This window comes from Paraburkholderia sp. MM6662-R1 (genome assembly GCF_050436245.1).
GTDB classification, from domain to species: Bacteria; Pseudomonadota; Gammaproteobacteria; order Burkholderiales; family Burkholderiaceae; genus Paraburkholderia; species Paraburkholderia tuberum.
Genome location: NZ_JBNDLV010000004.1, coordinates 1,390,410 through 1,416,893 on the forward strand (window position 1 = coordinate 1,390,410; position 26,484 = coordinate 1,416,893).

The following is a 26,484-nucleotide window of genomic DNA, read 5'->3' on the forward strand; positions in this document are numbered from 1 at the left end:
GCACCAGGCTCGAACCAAGCGATTCATGGGAATTTTCTCGTTCGGCAAGAAAGACGACGCGCCCAGCCGGCGCGGCGCAAACACCAGTTCCAATCGGGCCACCCGGGGTGAACGCGTCGAGCGGCGCACCCGCCGCACCGAGCGCACCGTCGATGCAGATGCAATGCTGCTCGACCCCACGCTGCCGGAAAAGCAGCGCGCGCGCCGCCGGCTCGTCGGCGCAATCGCACTGGTTGTCGCGGCGGTGATCATCCTGCCGATGGTGTTGGACTCGCACCCCAAGCCCGTCACCGACGACATCTCGATCGACATTCCGAACCGGCCCGCGCCGAAGCTCTCCAGATCCACCGCCAACGAAGACGTGCAGGCCGGCGTCGCGCTGGACAATCCGCCGGCCGCCGACACGGGCGTGGCTGCGTCCGGCCTCGCGCCGGCAACGAGCGCGGCGACCACGGCGGCAGCCTCGGTCTTCGCCGCCAAATCGACGCAATCGACCGCAGCGAAACAAGGCGCGACCCCCTCCGCCGCAACTGGCGCTGTTACCGCCGCGACGCCGAAGCCCACCGCGAAGCCGCAAACGCAATCGCTCGCAGCCAACACCGCGCCTGCTGTCCCCGCCAAACAGACGAAGGCACCCGCCACCACACCGTCGGCGTCGACCGACGACGAAGCGAACACGGCCACCGCCAGCGCCGACGCGAACTCCGGCACGCCGGCTTCGCCGCCGGGCAACCGTTTCGCGGTGCAGCTCGGCGCCTTCTCGAACGAAGCGAACGCGCGCAATTGGGCCGCGAAGTTGAAAGCGGCAGGCGTGCCCACATATACGGAACATAGGAAGCAAGCCGACGGCTCGACGCTGACATTGCTGCGTGCAGGCCCGTTCGCCGACCGCGCCGCGGCCACCGCCGCTGTCGCGAAGGTCCGCGAGGCGGGCCTCGTGTCGGGCTCGAACGGCGGCAGAGCACAGTAAGCGAGCGATGTTCACTGAGCGAGCGATGTTCACTGCCTTCGACTACGCTGTAATGGCGGTGATCGGTTTGTCGGCGCTGCGAGGCGCCTGGCGCGGTTTGCTGTCGGAAGTGTTTGGTTTGATCGGCTGGGTCGCGGCGTTTTTCATCGCTTGCGAGTTCGTGGGCTACGTGGTCCCGTATATCCCGTCTACCTGGCCGGGCGGCGCGTTGACGCAGTGGCTGCTGGCTTTTGCGCTCGTGGTGATCGGCGTAGTGCTGGTCACGAGCGTAGTGAGCGCGCTGCTCAGCCGCCTCGTGCAGGTCACGGGACTGGGTGGTGCGGACCGCTCGCTCGGTTTGATGTTCGGCCTCGTGCGTGGGGTCGTTCTGGTGCTGATTCTGGTCGCCCTCGCAGGCTTGACCGAACTGCCCAAAGAGGAATTCTGGCGCAACGCGCTGCTTCGTCCGTATGCGGTTGCGGGCGTACGCGCAATGAAACCGCTGCTCCCCGAGGCGCTCGCCGCTTACGTCCATGTGGACGATTCGGGCGCCCCGAGCAATGCGCAACAGGACTCCGGCGCATACCGGCTGCCTTGACGTCGTAGCGCGTGCCGTCGCATGAAAGCGCGGGCGCGGTCGCAGGCACCGGTCGCCATCACGAATTTCCTACCTTTGAAGGACATGCCATGTGCGGCATCGTAGGCGTAGTTTCCCATTCCCCGGTCAACCAGCTGATCTATGACAGCCTGCTGCTTCTGCAGCATCGCGGTCAGGACGCCGCCGGCATCGCGACGGCGAACGGCAGCAATTTCCACATGCACAAGGCCAACGGCATGGTGCGCGACGTGTTCCGCACGCGCAACATGCGCAGCCTGCCGGGCACGACGGGCATCGGCCAGGTCCGTTACCCGACCGCCGGTTCGGCGTCGAGCGAAGAAGAAGCGCAGCCGTTCTACGTGAACGCGCCGTTCGGCATCATCCTCGCGCATAACGGCAACCTCACCAACTGGCAGCAGCTGAAAGATGAGATGTTCCGCATCGACCGCCGCCACGTGAACACCAATTCCGATACCGAAGTGCTGCTCAACGTGCTCGCGCACGAGCTGCAACTGTCGAGCTCGGGTCTGCAGCTCGATCCGGCCGCGCTGTTCAAGGCGGTGTCGGGTGTGCATCGGCGGGTGCGCGGCTCGTATGCGATCGTCGCGTTGATCGCTGGCTACGGCCTGCTTGGTCTCCGCGACCCGTTCGGCATCCGTCCGCTGTGCCTCGGCAAACGGGAAACGGCTGACGGCGTCGAGTGGATGCTGGCGTCGGAATCGGTGGCGATTGAAGGTGTCGGTTTCGAATTCGTGCGCGACGTGCAGCCGGGCGAGGCGATTTTCATCGACGCCGAAGGCCAGCTGCATTCGCAGCAATGCGCGACGACCACCAGCCTGAACCCCTGCATCTTCGAACTCGTGTATCTGGCGCGTCCGGATTCGGTGCTCGACGGCGTGCCGGTCTACAACGTGCGTCTGCGCATGGGCGACTACCTCGCCGAGAAGATCAGGCGCGAGCTGCCCGACGTCGCAATCGACGTGGTGATGCCGATTCCCGATTCGTCGCGCCCGGCCGCGATGCAGGTCGCGAAGAAGCTCGGCGTCGAGTATCGCGAGGGCTTCTTCAAGAACCGCTATGTAGGCCGTACCTTCATCATGCCGGGGCAGGCGGTGCGCAAGAAGTCGGTGCGCCAGAAGCTGAACGCGATGAACATCGAGTTCAAGGGCAAGAACGTGCTGATCGTCGACGACTCGATCGTGCGCGGCACGACGTCGCATGAAATCGTACAGATGGCGCGCGATGCGGGCGCGAACAAGGTGATTTTCGCGTCGGCGGCGCCGCCGGTGAAATTCCCGAACGTCTACGGCATCGATATGCCGACGCGTGGCGAACTGGTCGCGCACGGCCGCTCGGACGAGGAAGTTGCGCGCATGATCGGCGCGGATCACCTCGTGTATCAGGACGTCGATGCGCTGAAGCAGGCGGTGCGCGATATCAATCCGGCGCTGAAGGAGTTCGAGGCTTCGTGCTTCGACGGCAACTACGTGACCGGCGACATCACGACCGAATACCTCGACCGCATCGAAAGCGCGCGTCTCGCGCCGTCGTCGCAATCGGATCGCGATGCCGCGAGCGAAGCGATCGACGGTGGCGGCCCGGCGCGTTCGCAGCTGCATCTGCAACTGTCGGTGGGTTGAGCGTACACACCGCGCCCCGAGCGCATTAACATGTTGGCTTGCGTCGATTTGATCTCAGCTTGCGGACGCGGGGCAACCCGAAACAGCTAAAGCGAAGGGCGGAACGCGACAGTCGTCCGCCCTGGCTCCAGCCTCTCCCCGTACATGAAGCCCGCTTATGCCGACGCAAAAGCGGGCTTTTTTGTTGCTGCCTCATTTAGCCACGGAAGCAGCCACGGAAACCTGGAGACCAGAACCCACATGGACGACTTCCACGACTTTGACTTCGACACGCTGGCCGTTCGCTCGGGCACCGTGCGCAGCGATTTCAACGAGCACTCGGAAGCGATCTTCCTGACCTCGAGCTTCGTGTTCGCGAGCGCCGCGGACGCCGCCGAGCGCTTCAGGAATTCCGAGGACTATTTCACGTACTCGCGCTTCTCGAACCCGACCGTGTCGATGTTCCAGGACCGTCTGGCCGCGCTCGAAGGCGGCGAGGCCTGCATCGCGACGGCTTCGGGCATGGCCGCGATCATGTCGGTCGTGATGTCGACGTTGCAGACGGGCGATCACCTCGTCAGCTCGCGGGCGCTGTTCGGCTCGACGCTCGGCATGTTCTCGCAGATCTTCAGCAAGTTCGGCATTACGCGAATGCGCTGTTCGTCGTCGATACCTGCTTCTGCAGCCCGGCGTCGCAGCAGCCGCTGAAGCTCGGCGCGGACGTCGTCATGCATTCTGCGACCAGGTTCCTCGACGGCTAGGGCCGTGTGCTCGGCGGCGCGCTGGTCGGTTCGAAGAAAATCATCATGGAAAAGGTGTTTCCGTTCGTACGCAGCGCTGGCTCAACTCGCATCCGGCCGTCAATCGCGTGTTCTATCCGGGGCTCGAATTTGCGGTGGGGCTTGAAAACGCGGGCGATATCCGTGCGGATCTGCAATGTGGGCTCGAAAGCTGACAGGCAGGGCAAAACCTGTTCGCGGCATACAGGCTTCAAATGGCCTCAAAGGCCTCAAAGGCCTCAAAGGCCTCAAAGGCCTCAAAGCGCCTCCGCGCCACCTCCGCCGCGCTCAGTGCCGCAACGCGCGCCACTGCCCGGGCGCCAGCCCGAAACGCCGCGTGAACGCGTGCGTGTAAGCGCTCTGATCGCCGAAACCGATCTCGAGCGCGATATCGGTCAACGAAAGACGCGCTTCCGCAAGCAGCGTGATCGACGTGTCGAGCCGCAGCCGCTGCAAATAGCGATGCGGCGTCTCGCCGAACACATCGATAAACAGTTGATGAAAACGCCGCATGCCGAAGCCGCAGTGCGCGGCGAGGTCCGCGATCTTCAGCGGCTCGGACAGATGCGCGCGCAGCCAGCGGTCGATGCGCGCGAAATCGAGACGAACGCCTTCGCTCTGCACACCGGCAAGCGCCCCGGAATCGGCGACAAGCGCGGCGCCCAGGCGTGCCGCAGCATCCCAATGAAAGCGACGGTGACCGAAGGCATTACCTTGCGCTTCGCCCACGCTGCCCGCAGCATGCGCGGCAATCGCGTGCACGAGCTGTGCGAGCGATGGATCGACGGCCACGGCGCGCGCGCGCTCGAACAACCGCTCGGGCACCGCCAGCGACGCCGCAGGCAAATCGAGCACGAGCTGCCGGTTGGTGCCGACACCCGCATAATCGTGCCGCGCGCCGGCCGGGATCAGCCATGCGGAGCCGGCGTCGATCTGCTCGGCGACGCCGTCAACCGCCATCACCATTGCGCCGTCGAGCCCCAGCACGACCTGGTGGAAGTCGTGCACGTCCGACGCTTCGATCGCGCCATAGCAGCGCAGCGAAACGTTGGGGGCGGTGACGGCGGCGTGGCTCACGACAATACTCAGGCGTGGCTCAGACTTCGAGCAGTTCGACTTCGAACACGAGCGTCGCGTTCGGCGGAATCACCCCGCCCGCGCCGCGCACGCCGTAGCCGAGTTGCGGCGGAATGGTCAGCTTGCGCTTGCCGCCGACCTTCATGCCTTGCACGCCTTCGTCCCAACCCTTGATGACCATGCCGCCGTCCAGCACGAACGCGAACGGGTCATTGCGGTCCTTGCTCGAATCGAACTTCTGGCCGTCGGTCAGCCAGCCCGTGTAATGCACGGTCACGGTCTTGCCGGCCACGGCTTCGGCGCCGGTGCCTTCCACGAGATCTTCGTACTTCAGGCCGGATTCGGTCGTCACAGTCGACATGCGTTGCTCCTCAGATCAAAACGTAAAACCGACATTGTAGGCGCGTTGACGTCGATCGCCGAGTCTGGTCCGGTTCCGCGCATGGCATGCGGATTGCGTCCCGCGTCGCGATTCGGCCTCGACTGGCCGGTCCGAACGGGATGCCTATAATGAGGCTTCCCCCCATCATCCAGCGTTGCCTGAGAGGACTCGATCGTGACTACGTCACCCAACGGGACTGCTGGCGCCCAGCCGGCGTCGGCCGGCTTCGTCATCACCGAACGCAGCGCGCTGCTGCGCGCGGAAACCGCGTTGTTCATGCGCGATCACGTGCTGTCGCAGGTGTCGCACGACCTGCGCGGTCCGTTGAATGCGATTCATAGCTGGGCGTACGTGCTCGAGCGCAAGCTCGACGCGAACGATCCCAATTCGCAGCGCGCGATCACCGGCATTCGCAGCGGCGTCGATCAGCAGGTGAAGCTGCTCGAGACGATCGTCGATGCGACGCGCGCCGAAACGAAATCGCTCGCGCTCACGTATGAACCCTTTCCGCTGCATCCGCTGCTCGACGAAACCGTCGAGGAAGTCCGCGCCGGCCTCGCCCGCGCGCGCGGCGTCGAAGTGCGGCTCGACTCGCAGATCGCCACCGAGCAACTGAACGGAGACCGCGCTCGGCTCGCCGCCGCGGTGTGGCTGATGCTGACGTTCGCCGTCGAAGCGAGCGCGCGGGGCACCGAGGTCGCACTGGCCGCGCGCGCGGACAACGGCACATGGCATGCGAGCGTCACGTACGAGCCGAACGAGGCCGCGTTGAACGACGCCGCGCTGCCGCATGTGCTCGAAGCGTTCGCGCGCAAGCAGGCGGGCGAACCGCACGAGGCGAAGCGCATCGCGTGGGTGTTCGCGTTGTGCAAACGCGTCGCGGAGGCGCACGGCGGAAGCTTCGAGCAAAGCGATACGACGGAAGCGGACGGCGTCACCGCGACCCCCGCCACGCTCGTGCTGCGCGTGCCATTCAGCGCGGCGGGGCCGAAATGAGCGTCGCGCGCGAATGCGTTGGCGCACAATCAAGAATTCATCGAGCTTTCAGCCCCTATACTGACAACTTTTGTTGCCGGAGCCCGTCGCTTTGATCCAGGTTGTCGCTCTTATCGGTGCAATGTTTCTGGTTGCACTCAACGGCTTTTTCGTCGCCGCCGAATTCGGTCTGGTCAAACTGCGGCAGACCCGTGTGCAAAGCCTTGCCACCCAGCATGGCATGCGCGGGCGTCTGCTCGCGAAGGTGCACGGACAGCTCGACGCGTATCTGTCGGCGTGTCAGCTCGGCATCACGCTCGCGTCGCTCGGCCTCGGCTGGATCGGCGAACCGGCGTTCGCGCAACTGCTGATGCCGCTTTTCACCGTGATCGGCGTCGAGTCCGAGAAGCTGATGCATGGCATTTCACTGTTCTTCGCGTTTTCGTGTATTTCGTTCCTGCATATCGTGGTCGGCGAACTCGCGCCGAAGTCGCTCGCGATTCGCGAGGCGGAGAAAATTTCGCTGTGGACCGCGACGCCGCTGTACGGTTTCTACTGGGCCATGTACCCGGCCATCTGGCTGCTCAACACGAGCGCGAACGCGGTGCTGAAGGCCGCGGGGCTCGATACCGACCAGGGTCACGACTCGCGTTACTCGACCGAGGAACTCAAGCTGATCCTGCGCGGCCGCCGCGCGAACGTCGCGAGCGAACTCGGTGCGTCGACCGGCGCGTACAGCCAGGACGAATGGAACACGATCGCGCACTCGCTCGACTTCTCGCGAATGACCGTATCGGACCTGATGCGGCCGTCGCATGAAATGGTGTGCCTGCGACGCGATCTGCCGTTGCGCGACAACATGCAGGTGGTCGCGCGGCACCGCTTCAGCCGCTATCCGCTGTTCGAGGATGCATCCGGCGAACGCGTGGCCGGCATGATCCATCTGAAGGACCTGCTGCTCGCGCGCCAGGCGGGCAGCACGCTCGACGACCTGTCGCGCTACGTCCGCCCCGTGCAGTACGTGAAGCCGGACATGCCGGCGCTCGAACTGTTCCGGCGCTTTCGCAAGGGCGCGCCGCACTTCGCGCTGGTCGGCCACAAGAACGCGAAACCGATCGGCTTCCTGACGCTCGACAACCTGCTCGGCGCGCTGGTCGGGCAGATCCACGATGAATTCCGCCAGGGCGACGCCGACTGGACCCGCATGGACGACGGCACGCTGATGGGCAAGGGCAGCTTGCCGGTGGTGTCGCTCGAACGTGCTCTGGGTATCGACATCGATGAAGGCAAGGCCGAATCGGTGGGCGGGCTCGTGATCCAGGCGCTCAACGATCTGCCGAGCGAAGGGCAGCGCGTCGAGTTCGAAGACTTCGACGTCGTGGTCAAGAAGATGAAGGGACCGCGCATCGTGCTCGTGCGCGTGTATCCTAAGCTGTTCGACGACGAGGGCGGTTGAGGGTCGAGCCAAGCCGCAGCCTCAACCCTTTTTAGCCGCCTCAGCTTCGAGGCACCCCATCCTCAACCAACACCGCGACCGGCATCGCGGCGAGCGCGTCGCGCAGATATAGCAGCCCGTGATCGTCGACTTTCGGCGCGGCGGGGCTCAGCCAATCGAACAGCGCACGCGCCGACAGATCGGGCGGCATTTCGATGGCCGTATCCGCCCATTGCGCCGGCTCGACGAGCGGCAGACCAGCATCATCGCCAAGCAGTCGCGCGGCCAAACGACTGGCAATCACCACGGCCCACGCATTGCCATGCCGCCGCGCGAACGCGATCACACTCGACGCATGCGCGCCGCGCACCGTGAGCGGCAGATACGCGCCCTGACTCAGTAGCTCCGGCAGATGCGCGCGCAACGCCAGCACGCGCTGGATCACCGCGAGCTTTACGCGCCCGTCGCGCCAGTCCGCCAGAAATTCCGACGGCGGCGTTTGCGTCTGCGGCAGCCACGCCTCGCGTTTCGCGAAATCGACGGGCCGCCGATTGTCCGGATCGACGAGGCTGAAGTCCCACAGCTCGGTGCCTTGATAAAGATCAGGGATCCCAGGCGACGCGACGCGCAACACCGTCTGCTGCAGGCTGTTGAGCGCGCCCGCGCGACCAATGCGCTCGACGAACGCCGACAGCTCCTTCAGAAAGGCGTCGCGCCGCTGCGGCGCAAGGATGCCGAACAGGAATTCGCGGCAGCCGGCTTCGTAGGCTTCGTCGGGCGCAATCCAGCTGGTTTGCAGCTTCGCCTCGCGCAGAGCCTTCAACTGCCATTGCGCGACGCGCTCGGCCAGCTCCTTGACGCCGGCTTCGTCGTCGGCGCGCAGCGGCGGCGGCCAGCAGCCCACCAGCGTTTGATACAGCATCGCCTCGGCGGCGGGGCCGGGAGCCCATGCGTCGCTCTTGTCCTGGCTCACGCTGTTGATCGGCGTGCCGTCGAGCGCTCGACGCTGCGGCGCGTTCAACGTCGACCATGCACGCAACGTCGCGCCCCATTCGTCGGCGATCTCGCTGAGCACCGCGAGCCGCGCGCGCACATCTTCACCGCGCTTGTGATCGTGCGTGGCGGTCGCAAGCATCGCATGAGGAAAACGTTGCGCGCGCTCGAGATTGCCCGCATGAAACTGCTCCACCGACAGCGCGAACTCGCCCGGGTCCGAGCCGACTTCGTTGCGCGACAGCAGACGGCCGTAGCGATAGCACGCGGTGTCCTCGATCGCCTTGGCGGCCAGCGGCGCGGTCAGCTGCGAAAACAGCGTTTGCGCGCTGCGCCGGGACGAGCCCGCATGCGGCGGCGCTCCGCCGCCTTGCGCCTGCTGCTGCGACTGCGCGCCGGGCCGCGCGGGCGGGGCCTCTTCGGCGCTGCCGCCGAGCCACGCATTCACGCGCTCGAGCGCCGCATGGTCCGAGCGCGGCAGCGAAGCGCGCGCGCCCGCGAGCGCCTCCTCGAAATAGACGTTGTCGGCGGCGCTGCGCAGTCCGCCCAGCGGATACATGCGGTACACGGGGAAATGCACGACCAGTTCGGTCAGCACGCGGCGCAGCGCCGGGTACGTGAAGTCGCGCGTGCTCAGCGAATCGCGTGCGATCCGATGCAGCGCGCGCGCCGCGCGGTCCAGTTCCGCCGAGAAGTTTTCCGCGAGAATCTTGCGCCGCGCCGCGTGCGCTTCATCGGCGAAGCGCGCGCTGCGGCCGGTGAGCTCGGCCCACGTACCGGCGAGCGGGTCCGCGCCGGCCGGATCGTGCAGCAGCGCGCCGACGTCGTTCATGAAGTCGTAGCCCGTCGTGCCGTCGACGGGCCAGTCGTCGCGCAACCGCTCGCCACGGCCGAGAATCTTCTCCACCACCACATACGGCGCGGTGTCGCGCAACTCGCTGAGCCGTTGGCGCAAACGCTGGCAGTATTCGCGCGGCTCGGCGAGCCCGTCGATGTGATCGATCCGCAAGCCGTCGACGAGCCCTTCGCGATAGAGGCGAAAGATCAGCGCGTGCACCGCCTCGAACACCTCGGGCCGCTCGACGCGCACGCCGGCGAGCGTCGAGATGTCGAAGAAGCGCCGCCAGTTCACTTCGTCGGAGGCGGTGCGCCACCACGCGAGCCGGAAATGCTGCCGCTCGATCAGCCGATGCAGCCGGTCGCGCGTGACCGGATCTTCAGGCGCGTAAGTCTCCAGCACGAACTCGATCGCCGACTCGCCTTCGCGCGCGACGAACTCGCGCAGCGCGTCGCGCGCCTCGGCGGCGCGCGGCTGATCGGCGGGCTGCGTGGTGAGCCCCTGAAAGCGATTCGCGAGCGCGCTCAGATCGGCGCGGTCGGCGCCTTGCAGGATCGCCGCGTAATCGACCGGGCAGATCGGGAACACGTGCGGACCGTAGCCGATATGAAAGCGTCCGCTGTCGGCCGCGAAATGCAGCCCGATGCGGCCCGCCGCCAGTTCTTCGCCGTACGACGCGCCGAGCGTCGGCAGCAGCACCTTGCCGCGCAGCGCGGGATCGGGCGAATGCCAGTCGACGTCGAAATGACGCGCATACGCGCTGTGGCGGCCCCATTCGAGGATGTCGAGCCACCACGCGTTGCTCGACCCGCCGACGCCCATATGATTCGGCACCATGTCGACGATGAGCCCCATGTCGTGCGCGCGCAGCTTGTCGACGAGGTGCTTCAGGCCCGCCTCGCCGCCGTATTCGGCACTGACCTGGGTGTAGTCGACGGTGTCGTAGCCGTGCATCGAGCCGGGCTCGGCCGTCGTGATCGGCGACGCGTACAGGTGGCTGATGCCGAGCGCGGCGAAGTAGTCGATGTGCCGCGCGGCGTCGTCGAACGTGAAGCCTCGATGGAACTGGAGGCGCAGTGTGGAGCGTGGAACGGTCATGGCGTGTCAGGCTCCGCGGAGGTGTTGGATGAACGCGCGGCGGCGCGGCGCGCGCCGTCGACGGCCAGCAGGCGGTCGGTGAACACGGGGTCGTCGAACATCGCGTCGACGGGCAGCGTCATGCGGCGGCGCCAGTTCGGATGTTCGTCGATCGAGCCCGGCAGGTTCGGCTGCTCGTCGAGCGCGAGCAGGTCTTCGAGCGGAAACGTGACGAGCGGCCCGGGTGTCGCGGCGACGAATGCGAGCGCTTCGTCGACCGGCGCGTTGTCGGCGTCCGGCGGCGCGACCTCGGGCGCGGCCACGCCCGCTTGCTGGAACGCGCGCCACAAGTCGGCGCGCTGCTGCGCGCGCTCTTCGAGCGCCGCTTCCTCGGGATCGCGCCCGTCGGCGCGCGCCATCGTCTGGCCGATGCGGTTGCGCCACATGATGTCGCTGCCGCGCCACCAGCCGGCGACGGTCGGCAGATCGTGCGTGGTCGTCGTGCCGACCGCGTAGCGGTCCCAATCGGCCGGCGCCTTGAAGCCGTTGCCGTCGGCGGCGCTTTCGAACCACAGCACGCGAATCCCCTCGATGCCGTGCTCGTCGAGCCGCTCCCGAAACCCGGATGGCACGGTGCCGAGGTCCTCGCCGATCACGATCGAGCGATGCCGCCACGATTCGAGCGCGATCAGCCGCAGCAGGTCTTCGAACGGATAGCGCAGATACGCGCCATTGCGCGCGCTTTCGCCTTCGGGCACGAGCCACAGACGCCGCAAGCCGAGGATGTGATCGATGCGGATGCCGCCGGCATGCGCGAACGCCGCGCGCAGCATGTCGATGAACGCGGCGAAGCCTTGTGTGCGCATCGCGCGCGGCGAAAAGGTCGTGAGTCCCCACGACTGGCCGGCCTGGTTGAAGAGATCGGGCGGCGCGCCGACCGACACGCCCTGCAGCATGTCGTCGGGATAGGACCATGCATGACTGCCGGCGCTGTCGCAACCCACCGCGAGATCGGCGATCAGGCCGACCGCCATGCCGGCTTCGCGCGCGGTGTGCTGAGCGTGCAACAGCCCGCGCGATGCCAGCCACTGCAGGAACAGATGAAAGTCGACCTCGTCGCGATGCGCGGCGGCGAACGCCTCGACTTCGGGGCTGCGTGGGTCGCGCAACGCATCGGGCCAGTTGCGCCAATGGCCGTCGCCGCCTTGCGCGAGCTGCGCGGCCTGCAGCGCTTCGAAGCGCGCATGATCTTCGAGCGCGCGCCCCGCGCGTTCGCAGAAGCCGTGAAATTCGAGCGCCCGCGGCGAGTGCTGCGGGCGCTCGTTGGCGCTGAACTGCTTGTACAGCGCGCGCAAAACCGTGAGCTTCAGCGGGGTCGCGTGCGGCCAATCGATCAGAGGCAGCTCTTCATATTTGGACCACGCGTTGCCGGCCTGCGCCGATGCGCACGCGGACGCATCCGCGCCGAACACCGCGGCCGGATCGATATGCGTAACGTTGAGCCATAAACGCGACGACGGCGCGTACGGGCTGAAGCGCTCGGGCTGCGCGCTGAACATCGCGTGGGTCGGACTGACGGCGAGCGCGTGCGCGCCGCGCTGCGCGCCGTGCCGCGCAAGCTGCGCGAGCGCCGTGTAGTCGCCGATGCCGCCGTCGCCGGTGCGGCGCAAGCCATACAGTTGCGCGGCGATGCCCCACAGTGGCGGCGCGGGCGGCGCGGCTTCGCGTTCGCCTTCTCCGCCGCCGCCGTGCAGCGTGCGCCATGCGTCGGCGACGGTGTAGCAGCGCGGCGGCGCGACCGCGAGCGTCATGCGCTGGTCGTTGATCACGAGCGTGTGATAGCCGGTTTCGTCGATCGGCGCGAGCAGCGCTTCCTCGCCTTTCGGCGCGGTGAAGCGGCCGTCGATGATCGAGCCGCTCTCCAGCTCGATCCGGTAATGGCTGCCCGACCTGACCGCGGCCGCGGGCAGCGCGATGCCACGCCCGATCACCGCGGTCATCAGCGGCGGCAGCCTACGGCCCGATAGTTCGGCCTCCAGAGCAGCGGCGCTGTGGCGGATATCCGTGACGTTGCCGCACGGCAGACCCATGCGTTCGAGCAGCGTGCCAAGAGTCTTCTCCGGCACGTGCTGCGTATGATGGTGCGCGTCCTGCCACTCCACCTCGAAGCCTGCGCGGGTGGCGAGCGCGGCGAGCCTGTCGTTGGGGCGTCGGGTCGTCACGCGCGCTGCTCCTCGTGCGATGCGATGCGCGCATCGTGGCGGCTCGCGAATTCGTTGATGTCGCCGGTCAGCCAAGCGATGCACGCATGCGCGGGCAACACCCGCGCGTCGGCCTGTTCGCGCGCGCGCGGCGGTGTTTCGAAAATGATCTTGCCGTCGGGGATGGCGTCGAACGCGACGTTCTGCTGCGACAGATTCAGCGCGATCGACAGCGTCTCACCATCGCCGAGATTCCAGCGCGCGATCAGCGCGTTCGCGTCGCCGCCACCGGCATCGCGCAGCACGGTCGCGCCGCACGCCTTCGTATGTTTCAGGCGCGGCGTGATCAGCTTCGCGCGCACCGCGAGCGCGGACTTGTAGTAATGCATCCAGTCGAGCCGATCCGGCGTCGGCTGTACATCGGGCGCGGGTGGCGACGAGGCGGCGAAGGTCTGGGCATCGTTCGGATCGGGAATCTGCGCGCGGCGTTTCTCATCGCTGAACGCGGCAAAGCGCGCGAATTCACGGCGGCGCCCTTCGCGCACGGCGTCGGCGAGATCGCCGGTGTAATCGGTGAAAAACAGGAACGGTTGCGTCGAACCGTGCTCCTCGTCCATGAACAGCAGCGGAATTTGCGGCGACAGCAACAGCAACGCGGTCGCGGCGCGCAGCGCGTCATCCGAGGTCAGCTTGCGCAGACGTTCGCCGAACGCACGGTTGCCGATCTGATCGTGGTTCTGCAAAAACATCACGAACGACGTCGGCGGCAGATGCGCGCTCGCTTCGCCACGCGGCGCACCATCGTGCAGCGGCGACGGCTCGCCCTGATACGCGAAGCCTTCGGCCAGCACTCGCGCGAGCCGGCGAATCGGTTCGTTGGCATACGCGTGGTAATAGCCTTCGGTTTCGCCGGTCAGCAGCACGTGCAGCGTGTTGTGCGCGTCGTCGTTCCATTGCGCGTCGAAATGCGCGTCGAGCAGGCTCGCGCTGTTGTGCTCGTTTTCGACCACCAGATGCACCTGACGGCCCTGCTGCACGCGCGCGCGGATATGGTCCGACAACTCGCGCAGCCACCCGGGATTGTCGATCGCATGCGCCGCATCGAAGCGCAGTCCGTCGAAACGGTACTCGTTGATCCAGTAGACGGCGTTGTCGGTGAAGAAGTCGCTGACTTCGCTGCGCTCGAAGTCGATCGCGGGGCCCCACGGCGTGTTCACGCCTGCGCGGAAAAACGGCTCCGCGTAAGTATGCAGATAGTTGCCGTCCGGTCCGAAGTGGTTGTAGACGACGTCGAGAAACACCATCAGGCCCACACCATGCGCGGCGTCGATCAGCGCCTTCAGTTCGTCGGGGCGGCCGTATGCGGAGTCGGGCGCGTACGGCAACACGCCGTCGTAACCCCAGTTGCGACGACCGGGAAAGTCGTTCAACGGCATCAGTTCGATGGCGGTGACGCCGAGCGCGGCGAGCTCGGGCAGGCGCTTTTGCACGCCCGCATACCCGCCCACCGCACCGACGTGCAATTCGTACAGCACCGTTTCTTCCCAGGGCCGGCCGTGCCATTCGGTGTGTTCCCAATGGTAGGCGCGCGGATCGATGACCTCGCTCGGGCCGTGCACGTCCCGCGGCTGGAACCGCGAGGCCGGATCGGGCACCGCCTGCCCGTCGTCGAGCTGGAACCGATACAGCGTGCCCGCGCCGCTCTCCACGGTGGTCTCGAACCAGCCGTTGCCGGTCGGAGCCATGTCGTGCGTGCCTTGCGCGGGGCCGTTTTCGACGACCACCTGCACGCTGTTGCACGACGGTGCCCAAAAACGGAACCGCGTGCGCGGTCGCGGGCCGCTCGCGCCGATCAACTGCGCGCTGAACGGCAGGCAGTGCGCGTGATGATGCGTGTGAGGATCAATCGGACTTTCAGACATGTCTTCACCATTCGAATCTGCTAACGAGCCTGGACGGCAATGCGACGCAACGCAAGCAGGCATTGCGTCGCAACATTCTTGCCACCCCGGCTGCGGCGCGATTTGTCCACGCTCGAACGAGGTCGCCGCAGTGCATCGTTCATTGCGAACCAACATCGTTTGCGGTCTGCGCGCCCGGATCGGGCGGCAGCGCGGTCAACAGCCGCGGCCCGTGCTGCGCGCCAGCCACCCAGCCGGCTTGCCAATCCGCTTCACCGGTCGGTTGCGCGGCGAGTATCACGAGGCCGTGCGCGGCGACCTCGAGTTCGGCCGTCGCGAGCCGCTGCGGCGCGCGTTCCGGATCGGCCGTGTCTAACAGCACATGCCATTCCAGGTGCGGCGCGGGAGGCGCGAACTGCAGCGGTTCCTCGTGAGCGTTGAGCATCATTAACAATACTTCGGTTTCGCCATTCAGGCCCGGACCCGCGCGACGCAACGTGAACGCGCGTCCCTCCGGGTCCTGCCACGCTTCGATCGTCAGCGGATCGCCGTGTTCGTCGAACCAGCCGACGTCGAACAGGCCGGGCAGCACTTCGCGGTCGCCGAACAGAAAGCGCGTTTCACGTAGCAGCGGATGACGCTTGCGCAACCCGATCACGCGCGCGACGAACTCGGTCATGCGCTGACCTTCCGGCGAATCCGCGAGGTCCCAGTCGATCCAGGATAGGTCGTTATCCTGACAGTACGCATTGTTGTTGCCGCGCTGCGTGCGCAGCGCTTCGTCGCCGGCCAGCAGCATCGGCGTGCCGAGCGCGATCATCAGTGTCGCGATCAGCGAGCGCGACACCCGACGGCGGGTCGCGAGGATCGCGGGGTCGTCGGTCGCGCCTTCGAGACCCCAATTGCGGCTGCAATTCTCGTTGTGGCCGTCGTTGTTGTCTTCCAGGTTGGCTTCGTTGTGCTTCTGCTCGTACGCGGTGACATCGGCCAAGGTGAAGCCGTCATGCGACGTGACGAAGTTGATCGACGCCCACGGCTTGCGATGCCGCCGGTTGAACAGATCGGCCGACCCGGTCAGGCGCGCGGCGAGGTCGGGCCGCAGGCCGGCATCGCCACGCCAGAAACGTCGCACCGTGTCACGGAAACGGTCGTTCCATTCGCTGAATCCCGGCGGATGATTGCCGAGCTGATAGCCGCCAGGGCCGAGATCCCATGGCTCGGAAATCAGCTTGCGTTGCGATAGCACCGGGTCCTGGCGCAACGCGTCGAACAGGCCCGAGCCAGGATCGAAGCCGTGGCTTTCGCGCCCGAGCGTCACGCCGAGATCGAAACGGAAGCCGTCGATATTGAACGCGGTCGACCAGTAGCGCAGTGAATCCATCACCATCTGCAGCACGCGCGGATGCGGCAGATTGACCGTGTTGCCGCAGCCCGTGTCGTTGATATGGTGACGCTCGTCGCCGGGAATCAGCCGGTAATAGCTGGCATTGTCGAGGCCGCGCCATGAAATGGTCGGGCCCATCTCATTGCTTTCGCAAGTGTGGTTGTAGACCACGTCGAGAATCACCTCGATGCCGGCCGCGTGCAGCTGGCGTACGGCGATGCGCATTTCGTCGAGCCGGTGCGTGCTCAGATAGGTCGGCTCCGGCGCGAAGAACGCCGCCGTGTTGTAGCCCCAGTAATTGCGCAGGCCGCGCTCCACGAGGAAGCGGTCGTTCAGAAACGCGTGCACGGGCAGCAGCTCGACCGCGGTCACGCCGAGCTTCAGCAAATGCTCGATGAACTCCGGCGACGCGAGCGCCGCGAACGTGCCGCGTTCATGCTGGCGCAGGTCGGAGCGCAGCATCGACGCGCCGCGCAAGTGCGTTTCGTAGATCACGGTCTCGCCCCACGGCACGTCGGGCCGCCTGTCGTGCGACGAGTCGAACGCCTCGTCGATCACGACGCACTTGGGCATCGCGGGCGCGGAATCGCGCCGGTCGATCGAAAGGTCCGCGCGATTCGAATGCACGCGATAGCCGAACAGCGCGTCGGACCAGCGAAACTGCCCGACGAGCTTGCGCGCATACGGGTCGAGCAGCAGCTTGTGCGGATTGAAACGATGCCCGAAATGCGGCTGATACGGCCCATGCGCGCGAAAGCCGTACGCGGTGCCCGGATGCGCGTTCGGCAGATAGCCGTGCCAGATCTCGTCGGTGCATTCGGGCATGGTGAAGCGGCGAATCTCCTTGCGGCCGGTTGAATCGAACAGGCATAGCTCGATTTTCTGCGCATTGGCCGAGAACACCGCGAAGTTGACACCCAGCCCATCCCAGTTCGCGCCGAGCGGATACGGCGAGCCGGGCAGCAACCGCTCGGGCAACGCATGCGACATGATTTCCCTTTCCTGTTCTGATTGTCGAGCTGGAGCTCGGGTCTGACTGGGTCTTCATGCAACGGGCGCGCGGCGGCTGCCTGTGCGCCGCGCGCCCGGGTTACGGCACGTTTTCTCAGTCCGCGCGCAATACGATCGTCGCGAGCGGGGGCAAGATCAGCGCGGCGGAATGTGGCCTGCCGTGGCTCGATACATGGTCGGAATGAATCAGCCCGCCGTTGCCCGTGTTCGAGCCGCCGTACACGCCTGCATCGGTATTCAGCACTTCCACCCAGCGTCCGCCGCGCGGCATGCCGAGCCGATAGCCGAGCCGCGGCACCGGCGTCATGTTGCACACCACGACGAACTCCTGGCCCGCGCCGTCGGTGCGCCGATAGGCGAACACGCTGTTGCCGCTGTCGTCGCCGATCAACCATTCGAAGCCGCCCGGTTCGCTGTCGAGCAGATGCAGCGCGGGCTCGTTGCGATACAGATGGTTCAGGTCGCGCACCAGTAATTGCACGCCGTGGTGGTTCGAATCGTCGAGAAGATGCCAATGCGGCGAGCCGTCATGGTCGAACTCCGCCATCTGGCCGAATTCGCCGCCCATGAACAGCAGCTTCTTGCCCGGGTGCGTCCACATGAAACCGAAGTACGCGCGCAGATTAGCGAAACGCTGCCAGCGGTCGCCGGGCATCTTGCCGAGCAGCGAGCCCTTGCCGTGCACCACCTCGTCGTGCGAAAGCGGCAGCACGAAGCGTTCGGAATATGCGTACACCATGCCGAACGTCATGTTGTGGTGGTGATACTGGCGATACACCGGGTCTTCGTGCATGTAGTGCAGCGTGTCGTGCATCCAGCCCATGTTCCACTTGAAGTCGAAGCCGAGGCCGCCGTCCGCGAGGCGCGCGGTCACGCCTGGCCATGCGGTCGATTCCTCGGCGACCGTGATCGCGCCGGGCGCGCCCGGCACATAGCGGACTTCGTGATTCAACCGCTTCAGGAACGCGATCGATTCGAGATTCTCGCGGCCGCCATAGATGTTCGGCACCCACTCGCCGGCCGCTCGGGAGTAGTCGCGATACAGCATCGACGCGACCGCATCGACGCGCAGGCCGTCGACGTGATAGCGCTTCAACCACGCGAGCCCCGACGCGATCAGGAACGCGCTGACCTCGTTGCGGCCGAGGTTGTAGATCATCGTGTTCCAGTCCTGGTGATAGCCTTCGCGCGGATCGGCATGCTCGTAGAGCGGCGTGCCGTCGAAATCGATCAGGCCATGCGCGTCGTTCGGGAAATGCGCGGGCACCCAGTCGAGAATCACGCCGAGCCCTGCTTCGTGCGCGCGATCGACGAAACGCGCGAACTGCTCGGGCTTGCCGAAGCGCGCGGACGGCGCGAACTGCCCGAGCGGCTGATAGCCCCACGAACCGCCGAACGGATGCTCGGCGATCGGCAGAAATTCGAGGTGCGTGAAGCCCATGCTCTTCGCGTAGGGAATCAGCCGCTCGGCGAGCTCTTCCCAGACGAGACCACGCTGGCCTTCCTCGGCGACGCGCAGCCACGACTCCGCGTGCACTTCGTAGATCGTGATCGGCGTGCGCGCGGTCTGCTTGTCGGCGCGCGACTGGATCCACTCGTGATCGCTCCACGGAAACTGCTCGATCTCGTCGACGTGTGCGACGATCGATGCGGTGCCCGGCGGCTTTTCCGTCTGCATCGCGCACGGGTCGGCCTTCAGCGGCAGCGGATGGCCGTCGCGCGACAGCAGCTCGTACTTGTAGCGCGTGCCGGCGCCGACACGCGGCACGAACAGCTCCCACACGCCCGCCTGGTGACGCAGCCGCATCGGATGGCGGCGGCCGTCCCATGCATTGAAGTCGCCGACCACCGACACGCGCCGCGCATTCGGCGCCCACACCGCAAAGCGCACGCCCGGCACACCGTCGACGTCGACCGGCCGCGCGCCCAGACATTCGAGCACCGCGTACGGATCGCCGCGCGCGAGACGTTCGAGCGGCTCGTCGCCGAGCACCGGAGCAAACGAATAGGTATCCTCCACTTCCTGCACCACACCATGCCAGTCGATGCGCAAGCGATACGGCATCGCCGACGTGATGCGGCCCGCGAACAGGCCAGGGCGCAGTTGTTCGAGTTCGCCGAGCGTCGCGCCATCAGCGCGCGAAATCACGGTGACGTGCGCGGCGTTCGGCAGCAGCGCGCGCACGATCGGCCCCGCGTCCGTCTGATGCAGCCCGAGCTGCGAAAACGGATCGGGGTGACGCGCTTCGACGAGCGCGTCGATATCGACGGGTTGAAGGCCTGCGGCCGGATCATGCTCACTCATAGTCGCCCTCGGCCGGGTTAGGCGGCGTGGCCGCGCCAGGCGCCTGGGTTGACGGATCGTGGTGCGGCGGCCTGCCGGTGTCGCCGAGCAGCCGGCTCACGAGCGCCGCGAGGCCGCGCACCGGCAAGCCGAGCCACGCGGGTCGGTTGGCCGCTTCGTAGCGGATTTCGTAGGCGGCCTTCTCGATCAGGAACAGATCGAGCAGCGCCTCCTCGGATTCGGGCGCGACGAGCGGCGTCGGCGACTGCGCGGCGGCCGCGCGGTATTCGGCGAGGAACGCGCCAGTCGCGTGCGCGCGGAAGCGTTCGAACAGCGCGCGCTTGCGATCGGCGGTCTGTTGCGGCGCGCCTTCGGTGGTCGATTGCGCGGCTGCGCTCGCATACGAGAGCGAGCGCATCAGACCGGCCACGTCGCGCAACGGGCTCGATTTCTGGCGACGCTCGTCGAGCGAACGCGCGGGCTCGCCCTCGAAGTCGATCAGGTACGCGTCGCCGTGCGCGACCAGTACCTGGCCGAGATGGAAGTCGCCATGGATGCGGATGCGCAACGCGCCCGCGTCGCCCGGCACCAACTTGTCGACGGCCTCGACGAGCGCGGCGCGGCGATCGATCAGACTTTGCGCAAGCCCCTTCGTGTCCGCGTCGCTCATGCCCGCGATGCGCGGCGCGAGCAGATCCAGCGCGGCCGCGAGCATCGTCTGCGCCGCCTCGACCCATGCCTTCACCTGTTTGGCGTTGGCCGGTTCCGGCGCGAACGCGGGGTCGTCGCTCGGCGTGGCGAGCGCGACGTGCAACTCGCCGAGCCGGCGGCCGATGATGCCCGCGAGTTCGCCGTAACCGTCCAGCAGAATCGACTCGTTCGTGCGATCGGGTACGCTCTGCGTCTCGGTGTCGATCGCGATCGCGAGTTCGTCGACCGAGCGGCGCAGATAGTCGAGCGACCAGTTCCACGCATCGCCCTGATTGTCGATAAAGCCCTGCAGGATCGCCAGCGTATGCGGCACGCCCTCGGGATCGACGCGCACCACTTCGCCATACAGCGGTGCGGTGTTCGCATAGCCGAGCTGCGTCAGATAGCGGCTGATTTCCGCTTCCGGATGGATGCCGCTGACGAGCCGTCGCACCAGCTTCAGCACCGCGGCATCGGCGACGATCAGCGAGCTGTTGCTCTGTTCGGCCGCGAGCCAGCGAATCTCGGGCCGCTCGCCGAGAGCGTCGAGTTCGGCGAAGCGCTCAGTCGGCAGGAACTTGATCTCGCTTTTCTGCACGGTCGGCACGACCGCGCGCTCGCGCATCTTGCGCAGCACGTTGTGCGCGAAGATCGGCAGCGAGAACGCGTCGGTAAGATGGCCGACGTTGCGGCCCCGCCGCACGCGTGCAAGCGCCAGTTGCAGAAACAGCGGCGTGGTGGTTTCGCCGCCCCATGTGATCGCGATCGGCACAACGTAGCGCTCGGTGTGGTTGCCGACGTCTGCTTCGATTTCAGTGAACGCGAAGCCGCCGTTCGGGATCGTGGTCAGCGCGGCGAGCCGCACCGCGTGCATCTTCTGATCTTTCGACGCGAACCAGCGGCGCCGGCTCAGCCACGACGGCAGCACCTCGGATTCCAGCAGCCGCACGTTTTCGGGTGTCGGCCCGGACTGTCCTTCGCGGATCACGATCGTGACGAACTCGGGCAGCGGCTCGGAATGCGCCTGCGCCCATGTCGGACGCCCGCCGCCTTCGCACAGCATGAACCACAGGAAGCCGTAGGGCGGGAACGTCAGCAGATAGGTCAACTGGCCGATCGCGGGGAACACCGAATCGGCGGTCATCTCGATCGGCACGAAGCCTTTGAATTCTGACAGTTCGAGCTCGACCGCCTGCGGCGCGCGCGACAGATTCGCGACGCACAGGATCGGCGCCGCGCCGGGCATCTCGCGCAGATACGCGAGAATCTTGCGGTTTTCAGGCTTCAAAAAGCGGATCGTGCCGCGTCCGAAGGTCTGCTTCGCGCGCCGCGTCGCAAGCATGCGGCGGGTCCAGTTCAGCAGCGAATGCGGGTCGCGGCTCTGCGCTTCGACGTTGACCGCGTCGAAGCCGTACAGCGTACCCATCACGGGCGGCAGCACCAGTTGCTCAGGGTCGGCGCGTGAGAAGCCGCCGTTGCGATCCGACGACCACTGCATCGGCGTGCGCACGCCGTCGCGGTCGCCGAGGTGGATGTTGTCGCCCATGCCGAGTTCGTCGCCGTAGTAGATGACCGGCGTGCCGGGCATCGACAGCAGCAGCGAGTTGATCAGCTCGATGCGGCGGCGGTCGCGCTCCATCAGCGGCGCGAGACGGCGGCGAATGCCGAGATTCAAACGTGCGCGGCGATCGCTCGCATAGGTGTTCCACAAATAGTCACGCTCGGAATCGGTGACCATTTCGAGCGTCAGCTCGTCGTGATTGCGCAGGAAGATCGCCCACTGGTTCGATTCGGGGAGTTCCGGTGTCTGCTTCATGATGTCGGTGATCGGGAAGCGGTCTTCGCTCGCGATCGACATGTAGATGCGCGGCATCAGCGGGAAGTGGAACGCCATATGGCATTCGTCTTCGTTGCCGAAATACTCCTTCACGTCCTCGGGCCACTGGTTCGCCTCGGCGAGCAGCATCCGGTTCGGGTACTCGGCGTCGATGGTCGCGCGAATCCGCTTCAGGATCTCGTGCGTCTCAGGCAGGTTCTCGTTGTTGGTGCCTTCACGTTCGACGAGGTATGGCACCGCATCGAGCCGCAGCCCGTCGATGCCCATGTCGAGCCAGAAACGCATCACGTGCAGCACCTCTTTCAACACCGCCGGATTGTCGAAGTTCAGATCGGGCTGGTGCGAGTAGAAGCGGTGCCAGTAGTACGCGCCCGCAACCGGATCGTGCGTCCAGTTCGACGGCTCCGAGTCGATGAAGATGATGCGAGTCTCCGGGTACTTCTGATCGGTATCGGACCACACGTAGTAGTTGCGATAGTTCGAGCCGGGCTTCGCGCGCCGCGCGCGCTGGAACCACGGGTGCTGATCCGACGTGTGGTTGATGACGAGCTCGGTGATCACGCGGATGCCGCGCGCGTGCGCTTCCTGAATGAAGCGCCGCACGTCCGCGAGCTGACCGTAGTCGGGATGCACGTTGCGGTAGTCGGCGATGTCGTAGCCGTCGTCGCGGCGTGGCGACGGATAGAACGGCAGCAGCCAGATCGCGTTGACGCCGAGCTCGGCGATGTAGTCGAGCTTGGCCATCAGACCGGGGAAATCGCCGACGCCGTCGTTGTTCCCATCGAAGAACGACTTGATGTGCACCTGATAGATGATCGCGTCCTTGTACCACAGCGGATCGTCGCTGAGGGCCGCGGGTTTGCCGCGGCGGCGCGTGCGTACCTTCGCCGCGGTGCCGACGGCCACCGCCGTTTGCGCCTCGTGCGCGGTTTGGGCTGGATCGTCGCGCTTCATGTTCCACCTTCCATCCAGGTTGGGTTGACAGCGTCTGCGTGAGGAGCGCTGTCGGGATCGTGGTCGCTGTCCTCGGGGCGATCGGCGGGCAGGCCGCCTAGCGGCGCGATTCGCCAGATCGAGAAGGGTTGGCCCGAGCCGAGCCGCACGTGTTGCCAGCGTCCGTGCCATTCGAAGCGTGCGCCGGTCATCTGGTCGATCACTTCGAGCGTGGCGTGATCGTGTAGATGCCAGCGCTGGAACGTGTCCCACGACAACTCGATGTCCGCGCCCTGTTCGTTGAACGGATCGAGATTGATCGCGACGACGATCACGTTGTCGCGCGATTCGGTCGCTTTCTCGAAGCACAGGATGTGGTCGTTGTGCGCGGCGAGGAACGTGAGACCGAGATGTGTTTGCAGCGCCGGATTCGCGCGACGGATGCGGTTCAGTGCGGTGATCTCGCCGACGATATTGCCGGGCCGGTGCCAGTCCCACGCCCGCAACTGATACTTTTCGGAGTCCAGATACTCTTCGCTGTTCGGCAGCGCGGTGGCCTCGCACAGTTCGAAGCCGCTATACGCGCCCCACAGGCCGGCCAGGGTCGCGGCCAGCGCCGCGCGGATCAGAAAGCCCGTGCGTCCCTGCGATTGCAGATGGCGCGGGTTGATGTCCGGCGTATTGACGAAGAAGTTCGGCCGATAGAAATCGCGCGCGCCGGTCTGCGTGAGTTCGCCCATGTACTCGGTGAAATCGCGCTTCGACTCGCGCCACGTGAAGTACGTGTACGACTGCGAGAAGCCGATTTTGCCGAGCCGGTTCATCATGCGCGGCCGCGTGAAGGCTTCGGCGAGAAAGATCGTGTCGGGGTGGCGCGCACGCACGTCGGCGATCATCCATTCCCAGAACGGCAGCGGCTTGGTGTGCGGATTGTCGACGCGGAAGATGCGCACGCCCGCGTCGACCCAGAACAGGATCACGTCGCGCAATGCGAGCCACAGGCCGGGCTTGGCGTCGTGCGCGTAGAAGTCCGGGTTGACGATGTCCTGATACTTCTTCGGCGGATTCTCGGCGTAGCGCAGCGTGCCGTCAGGGCGCCACGCGAACCACGTCGGATGCTCCTTCAGCCACGGGTGATCGGGCGAGCACTGGATCGCGAAGTCGAGCGCGATCTCGAGGCCATGCGCATGCGCGGCGGCGAGCATCGCCTTGAAATCGTCGAGCGTGCCGAGTTGCGGATGCACGGCGGTGTGACCGCCCTCGGCGGCGCCGATCGCATAGGGACTGCCCACATCGCCCGGCTGCGTGGTCAGCGTGTTGTTGCGGCCTTTGCGGTTCGCGAGGCCGATCGGGTGGATCGGCGGGAAGTACAGCACGTCGAAGCCCATGTCGCGGATGCGCGGCAGCTTCGCGCTCACGTCCGCGAACGTGCCGTGGCGCGACTCGTCGTCGCTCATCGAGCGCGGGAAGATCTCGTACCAGCTCGCGAAATAGGCGGCCGTGCGTTCCGCGTCGATCTTGTAGATCACGGGGTCGCGGCTCAGAAACGGGCGATGGCGCGCGGCGGTCATTGCCTTCGCTGTGGCGGGCGCGAGAATCACTGCGAGCTTCTGTTCGGCGTCGGCCTTCTGGAAGTCGCGCACGATGTGTTCGAGCGGCTCCTTGTCGGCGCCTTCGGTCGTCTCGACTTCGGCGAGCACGAGCGCGAACAGATGCGCGGCTTCGTCGAGTTCTATCTCGACGGTCTGGTTCGCCTTCAGCTTCTTCTGGATGTGCTCGACGAGCGACGCGAACTCGTCGCGCCACGCGATCACGGTGAACTCGTAGCGGCCGATCCGCTCGAGCGGAATGCGCGCGCTCCACAAGTCGAGCCCGGCCGGCGGCGCGGGCGACATCAGTTCTTCGTGCCACGCGGTTTCGTCGGCCGCGCGCCACAGCACGGCAGCCGCGATCTTGTCGTGACCTTCGGCGAAGATCGCCGCGCGAATTTCCGCGCGCTCGCCGACGCTGCGCTTGGCCGCGAAGCGACCGTTCTCCACCGACGGCGACACGCTCTCGATCGCGACGCGCGGCGCTTCGATCGCGTCGAGCACTGTCTTGCGGCCGCTGCGCTTGCTGTTCGCCTTGTCGATCGGCGGCGCGAGGCAGATCGGCTGTTCCGCGAACGCGCGCAGCAGCCGCACCGCACCGGGCGCGAGCGCGAACGGCGCGAGTGCCGCGGGTTCGGTTCGGCCGCGCGCGTCGAGCGGCGCGAAGCGCGTAAAGCTGCCCGGCACGCCCGCGAGGAAGCGCGCGGGATCGACACGCACTGGCGCGCCGAGTTCGGGATTCACGACGATCAGGACTGCTTCGCTGGCGTCGCGCAGATCGGCTGCGTCGCCGCGCAGCAGAACCGCGGCCGAAGCGCCGGGGCCGCTCAGTGGGCGCAATTCACCGTTCGCGTGCAGTGTCGGCGTGTTGCGCGCGAAGTCGTTGGCCTGGGTGACGGCGGCGCTCAGATCGAAGCGGCGCGACTGCGCGGCGCGGGCGAACTGCGCGGCGTCGCCGCGCGTTTGCGACATCGGTTCGGCGATGCCGTATTCGAAGCCCATCGGCATCATCCAGCCGCTGCCCAATGCAACCGACGTGAACAGCGCGCGTCGATACGCCCGCTCGACGATCGCCGCATCATGCACGTCGCTCAGCTCGGCGGCGAGGCGCGTACCGTACGGCGCTTCGGGAAAGGCGATCGGCGCACCAACGCGCGCGAGCGCCGCATGCTCCTCGGCCATCCAGCTCGAACGGAAATCCCACCAGCGCACCGACGAAAACGCGCTGTCGAAGCCGGCTGCTTCGAGACCGGGCAGATCGCCGCGCGACAGGCCCGGCGTTGCCGCGAGAAAGCGCACGCGCGGATGCTTCGCGCGCACTTCATCGCCGAGGTACCGCCATACGGCAGCCGGCACGCGATGCGGCGAATCGAAACGGAAGCCGCCGACACCGGCCTCGGCGAGCGCGAGCAGTTGCTGGGTCCACCAGACGCTCAGCGAGGCACTCGTCGCGGGGTCGTCGAAATTCGCGTAGGCAACGTTGTCTTCGCGATGCACGTGGCGCGGATCGAGCCGTGCGAGCTCGGACTCACGCGCGTGAAACCAGTCCGAATGCTCGCTGTACAGCACGCCGTCGGCGGCCATGCGGTCGATCACGAGATCGACCAGCAGCGTCAGGTTGTTGCGGCGCGCGGCATCGGCGAGCATGCGTACGGCGTCGTGCACCGAATGCTGCGCCTCGAACACCGGATGCAGCCGAGCGTGATTGCCGACCACCTGGCCATGGCCGGCGTGGCCGGGCTCGAACAGCCCGCCGATCAACGCATGATCGAAGCCGAGCCCGGCCGCATGAGCGAACTGCGCGGGCCAGGCATCGAGGGGCCCGACGAGAAGAGAATGAAAAAAGTAAATCCGCGGCGCGTACCCGTTTGGAGATTCCATCGGTCGTTTCCAGAGTTGTCCTGCTGCGGTGTGGATGCACTTGGCATGCGA

The 26,484-nt window shown here is 66.3% G+C and carries 14 protein-coding genes and 1 pseudogene; 6 read left to right on the top strand and 9 right to left on the bottom strand.

Going from position 1 to position 26,484, the window contains the following annotated elements; all coding sequences use genetic code 11:
- Positions 1-25 precede the first annotated feature (25 nt).
- The 4 genes and pseudogenes from OKW39_RS36345 (at position 26) to OKW39_RS36360 (ending at position 3,927) form a co-directional block, all read left to right on the top strand.
- Positions 26-970 (top strand): SPOR domain-containing protein, encoded by a 945-nt coding sequence (locus tag OKW39_RS36345; RefSeq protein WP_429564828.1) that lies wholly within the window; start codon positions 26-28, stop codon positions 968-970.
- A gap of 25 nt (positions 971-995) precedes the next feature.
- Entirely contained in the window at positions 996-1,547 is a 552-nt protein-coding gene (locus OKW39_RS36350; RefSeq protein ID WP_429333079.1) for a CvpA family protein, read from the top strand.
- An 89-nt stretch (positions 1,548-1,636) separates the two neighbouring features.
- Positions 1,637-3,187 (top strand): amidophosphoribosyltransferase, encoded by a 1,551-nt coding sequence (gene purF / locus OKW39_RS36355; protein ID WP_090810350.1) that lies wholly within the window; start codon positions 1,637-1,639, stop codon positions 3,185-3,187.
- Between the two features lie 240 nt (positions 3,188-3,427).
- A pseudogene (locus OKW39_RS36360) lies at positions 3,428-3,927 on the top strand (PLP-dependent transferase).
- Between the two features lie 306 nt (positions 3,928-4,233).
- On the opposite strand, the gene OKW39_RS36365 reads toward OKW39_RS36360, so the two are convergent.
- Both OKW39_RS36365 and OKW39_RS36370 read right to left on the bottom strand, forming a co-directional pair.
- Positions 4,234-5,022: a helix-turn-helix domain-containing protein gene (locus OKW39_RS36365; RefSeq protein WP_429564829.1), complete on the bottom strand. Its 789-nt coding sequence runs from the start codon at positions 5,020-5,022 to the stop codon at positions 4,234-4,236.
- A gap of 19 nt (positions 5,023-5,041) precedes the next feature.
- Positions 5,042-5,383, bottom strand: coding sequence for an FKBP-type peptidyl-prolyl cis-trans isomerase (locus tag OKW39_RS36370; protein WP_090808322.1), 342 nt, complete (start codon positions 5,381-5,383; stop codon positions 5,042-5,044).
- A 195-nt stretch (positions 5,384-5,578) separates the two neighbouring features.
- Between OKW39_RS36370 and OKW39_RS36375 the strand changes: the two genes are divergently transcribed.
- Both OKW39_RS36375 and OKW39_RS36380 read left to right on the top strand, forming a co-directional pair.
- Positions 5,579-6,400, top strand: coding sequence for a sensor histidine kinase (locus OKW39_RS36375; protein WP_090808324.1), 822 nt, complete (start codon positions 5,579-5,581; stop codon positions 6,398-6,400).
- 91 nt (positions 6,401-6,491) lie between these two features.
- Positions 6,492-7,835, top strand: coding sequence for a hemolysin family protein (locus OKW39_RS36380; protein ID WP_090810353.1), 1,344 nt, complete (start codon positions 6,492-6,494; stop codon positions 7,833-7,835).
- A gap of 40 nt (positions 7,836-7,875) precedes the next feature.
- On the opposite strand, the gene treY is transcribed toward OKW39_RS36380, so the two are convergent.
- The 7 genes from treY to OKW39_RS36415 all read right to left on the bottom strand — a co-directional run bounded on the left by treY (position 7,876) and on the right by OKW39_RS36415 (position 26,433).
- On the bottom strand, positions 7,876-10,743 hold the full coding sequence (gene treY / locus OKW39_RS36385; protein WP_429564830.1) for a malto-oligosyltrehalose synthase: 2,868 nt from the start codon (positions 10,741-10,743) through the stop codon (positions 7,876-7,878).
- Positions 10,740-12,944, bottom strand: a complete 2,205-nt coding sequence (gene malQ / locus OKW39_RS36390) for a 4-alpha-glucanotransferase (protein ID WP_429564831.1) — start codon at positions 12,942-12,944, stop codon at positions 10,740-10,742. Before malQ ends, treY begins: the two co-directional genes overlap by 4 nt.
- Positions 12,941-14,845: a malto-oligosyltrehalose trehalohydrolase gene (gene treZ, locus OKW39_RS36395; protein ID WP_429564832.1), complete on the bottom strand. Its 1,905-nt coding sequence runs from the start codon at positions 14,843-14,845 to the stop codon at positions 12,941-12,943. Before treZ ends, malQ begins: the two co-directional genes overlap by 4 nt.
- Positions 14,846-14,984: 139 nt before the next feature.
- Complete coding sequence (gene glgX / locus OKW39_RS36400; RefSeq protein WP_429564833.1) at positions 14,985-17,198, bottom strand: glycogen debranching protein GlgX; 2,214 nt, start codon at positions 17,196-17,198, stop codon at positions 14,985-14,987.
- A 115-nt stretch (positions 17,199-17,313) separates the two neighbouring features.
- Positions 17,314-19,524, bottom strand: a complete 2,211-nt coding sequence (gene glgB / locus OKW39_RS36405; RefSeq protein ID WP_429564834.1) for a 1,4-alpha-glucan branching protein GlgB — start codon at positions 19,522-19,524, stop codon at positions 17,314-17,316.
- Entirely contained in the window at positions 19,517-22,984 is a 3,468-nt protein-coding gene (treS, locus tag OKW39_RS36410; RefSeq protein WP_429564835.1) for a maltose alpha-D-glucosyltransferase, read from the bottom strand. The genes glgB and treS overlap by 8 nt, the downstream gene beginning before the upstream one ends.
- On the bottom strand, positions 22,981-26,433 hold the full coding sequence (locus OKW39_RS36415) for a maltotransferase domain-containing protein (RefSeq protein WP_429564836.1): 3,453 nt from the start codon (positions 26,431-26,433) through the stop codon (positions 22,981-22,983). Before OKW39_RS36415 ends, treS begins: the two co-directional genes overlap by 4 nt.
- Positions 26,434-26,484 lie beyond the last annotated feature (51 nt).

Bases quoted from the DNA above. Each gene is read 5' to 3' on its own strand.
- glgX (WP_429564833.1), bottom strand. From the start codon at position 17,198: ATGTCGCATGCGTTGCCCGAGCGGTTGCTGCCCGGCTCGCCGTATCCG.
- OKW39_RS36415 (WP_429564836.1), bottom strand. From the start codon at position 26,433: ATGGAATCTCCAAACGGGTACGCGCCGCGGATTTACTTTTTTCATTCT.
- treY (WP_429564830.1), bottom strand. From the start codon at position 10,743: ATGACCGTTCCACGCTCCACACTGCGCCTCCAGTTCCATCGAGGCTTC.
- OKW39_RS36370 (WP_090808322.1), bottom strand. From the start codon at position 5,383: ATGTCGACTGTGACGACCGAATCCGGCCTGAAGTACGAAGATCTCGTG.
- OKW39_RS36345 (WP_429564828.1), top strand. From the start codon at position 26: ATGGGAATTTTCTCGTTCGGCAAGAAAGACGACGCGCCCAGCCGGCGC.
- treS (WP_429564835.1), bottom strand. From the start codon at position 22,984: ATGAAGCGCGACGATCCAGCCCAAACCGCGCACGAGGCGCAAACGGCG.
- glgB (WP_429564834.1), bottom strand. From the start codon at position 19,524: ATGAGTGAGCATGATCCGGCCGCAGGCCTTCAACCCGTCGATATCGAC.
- OKW39_RS36350 (WP_429333079.1), top strand. From the start codon at position 996: ATGTTCACTGCCTTCGACTACGCTGTAATGGCGGTGATCGGTTTGTCG.
- purF (WP_090810350.1), top strand. From the start codon at position 1,637: ATGTGCGGCATCGTAGGCGTAGTTTCCCATTCCCCGGTCAACCAGCTG.
- treZ (WP_429564832.1), bottom strand. From the start codon at position 14,845: ATGTCTGAAAGTCCGATTGATCCTCACACGCATCATCACGCGCACTGC.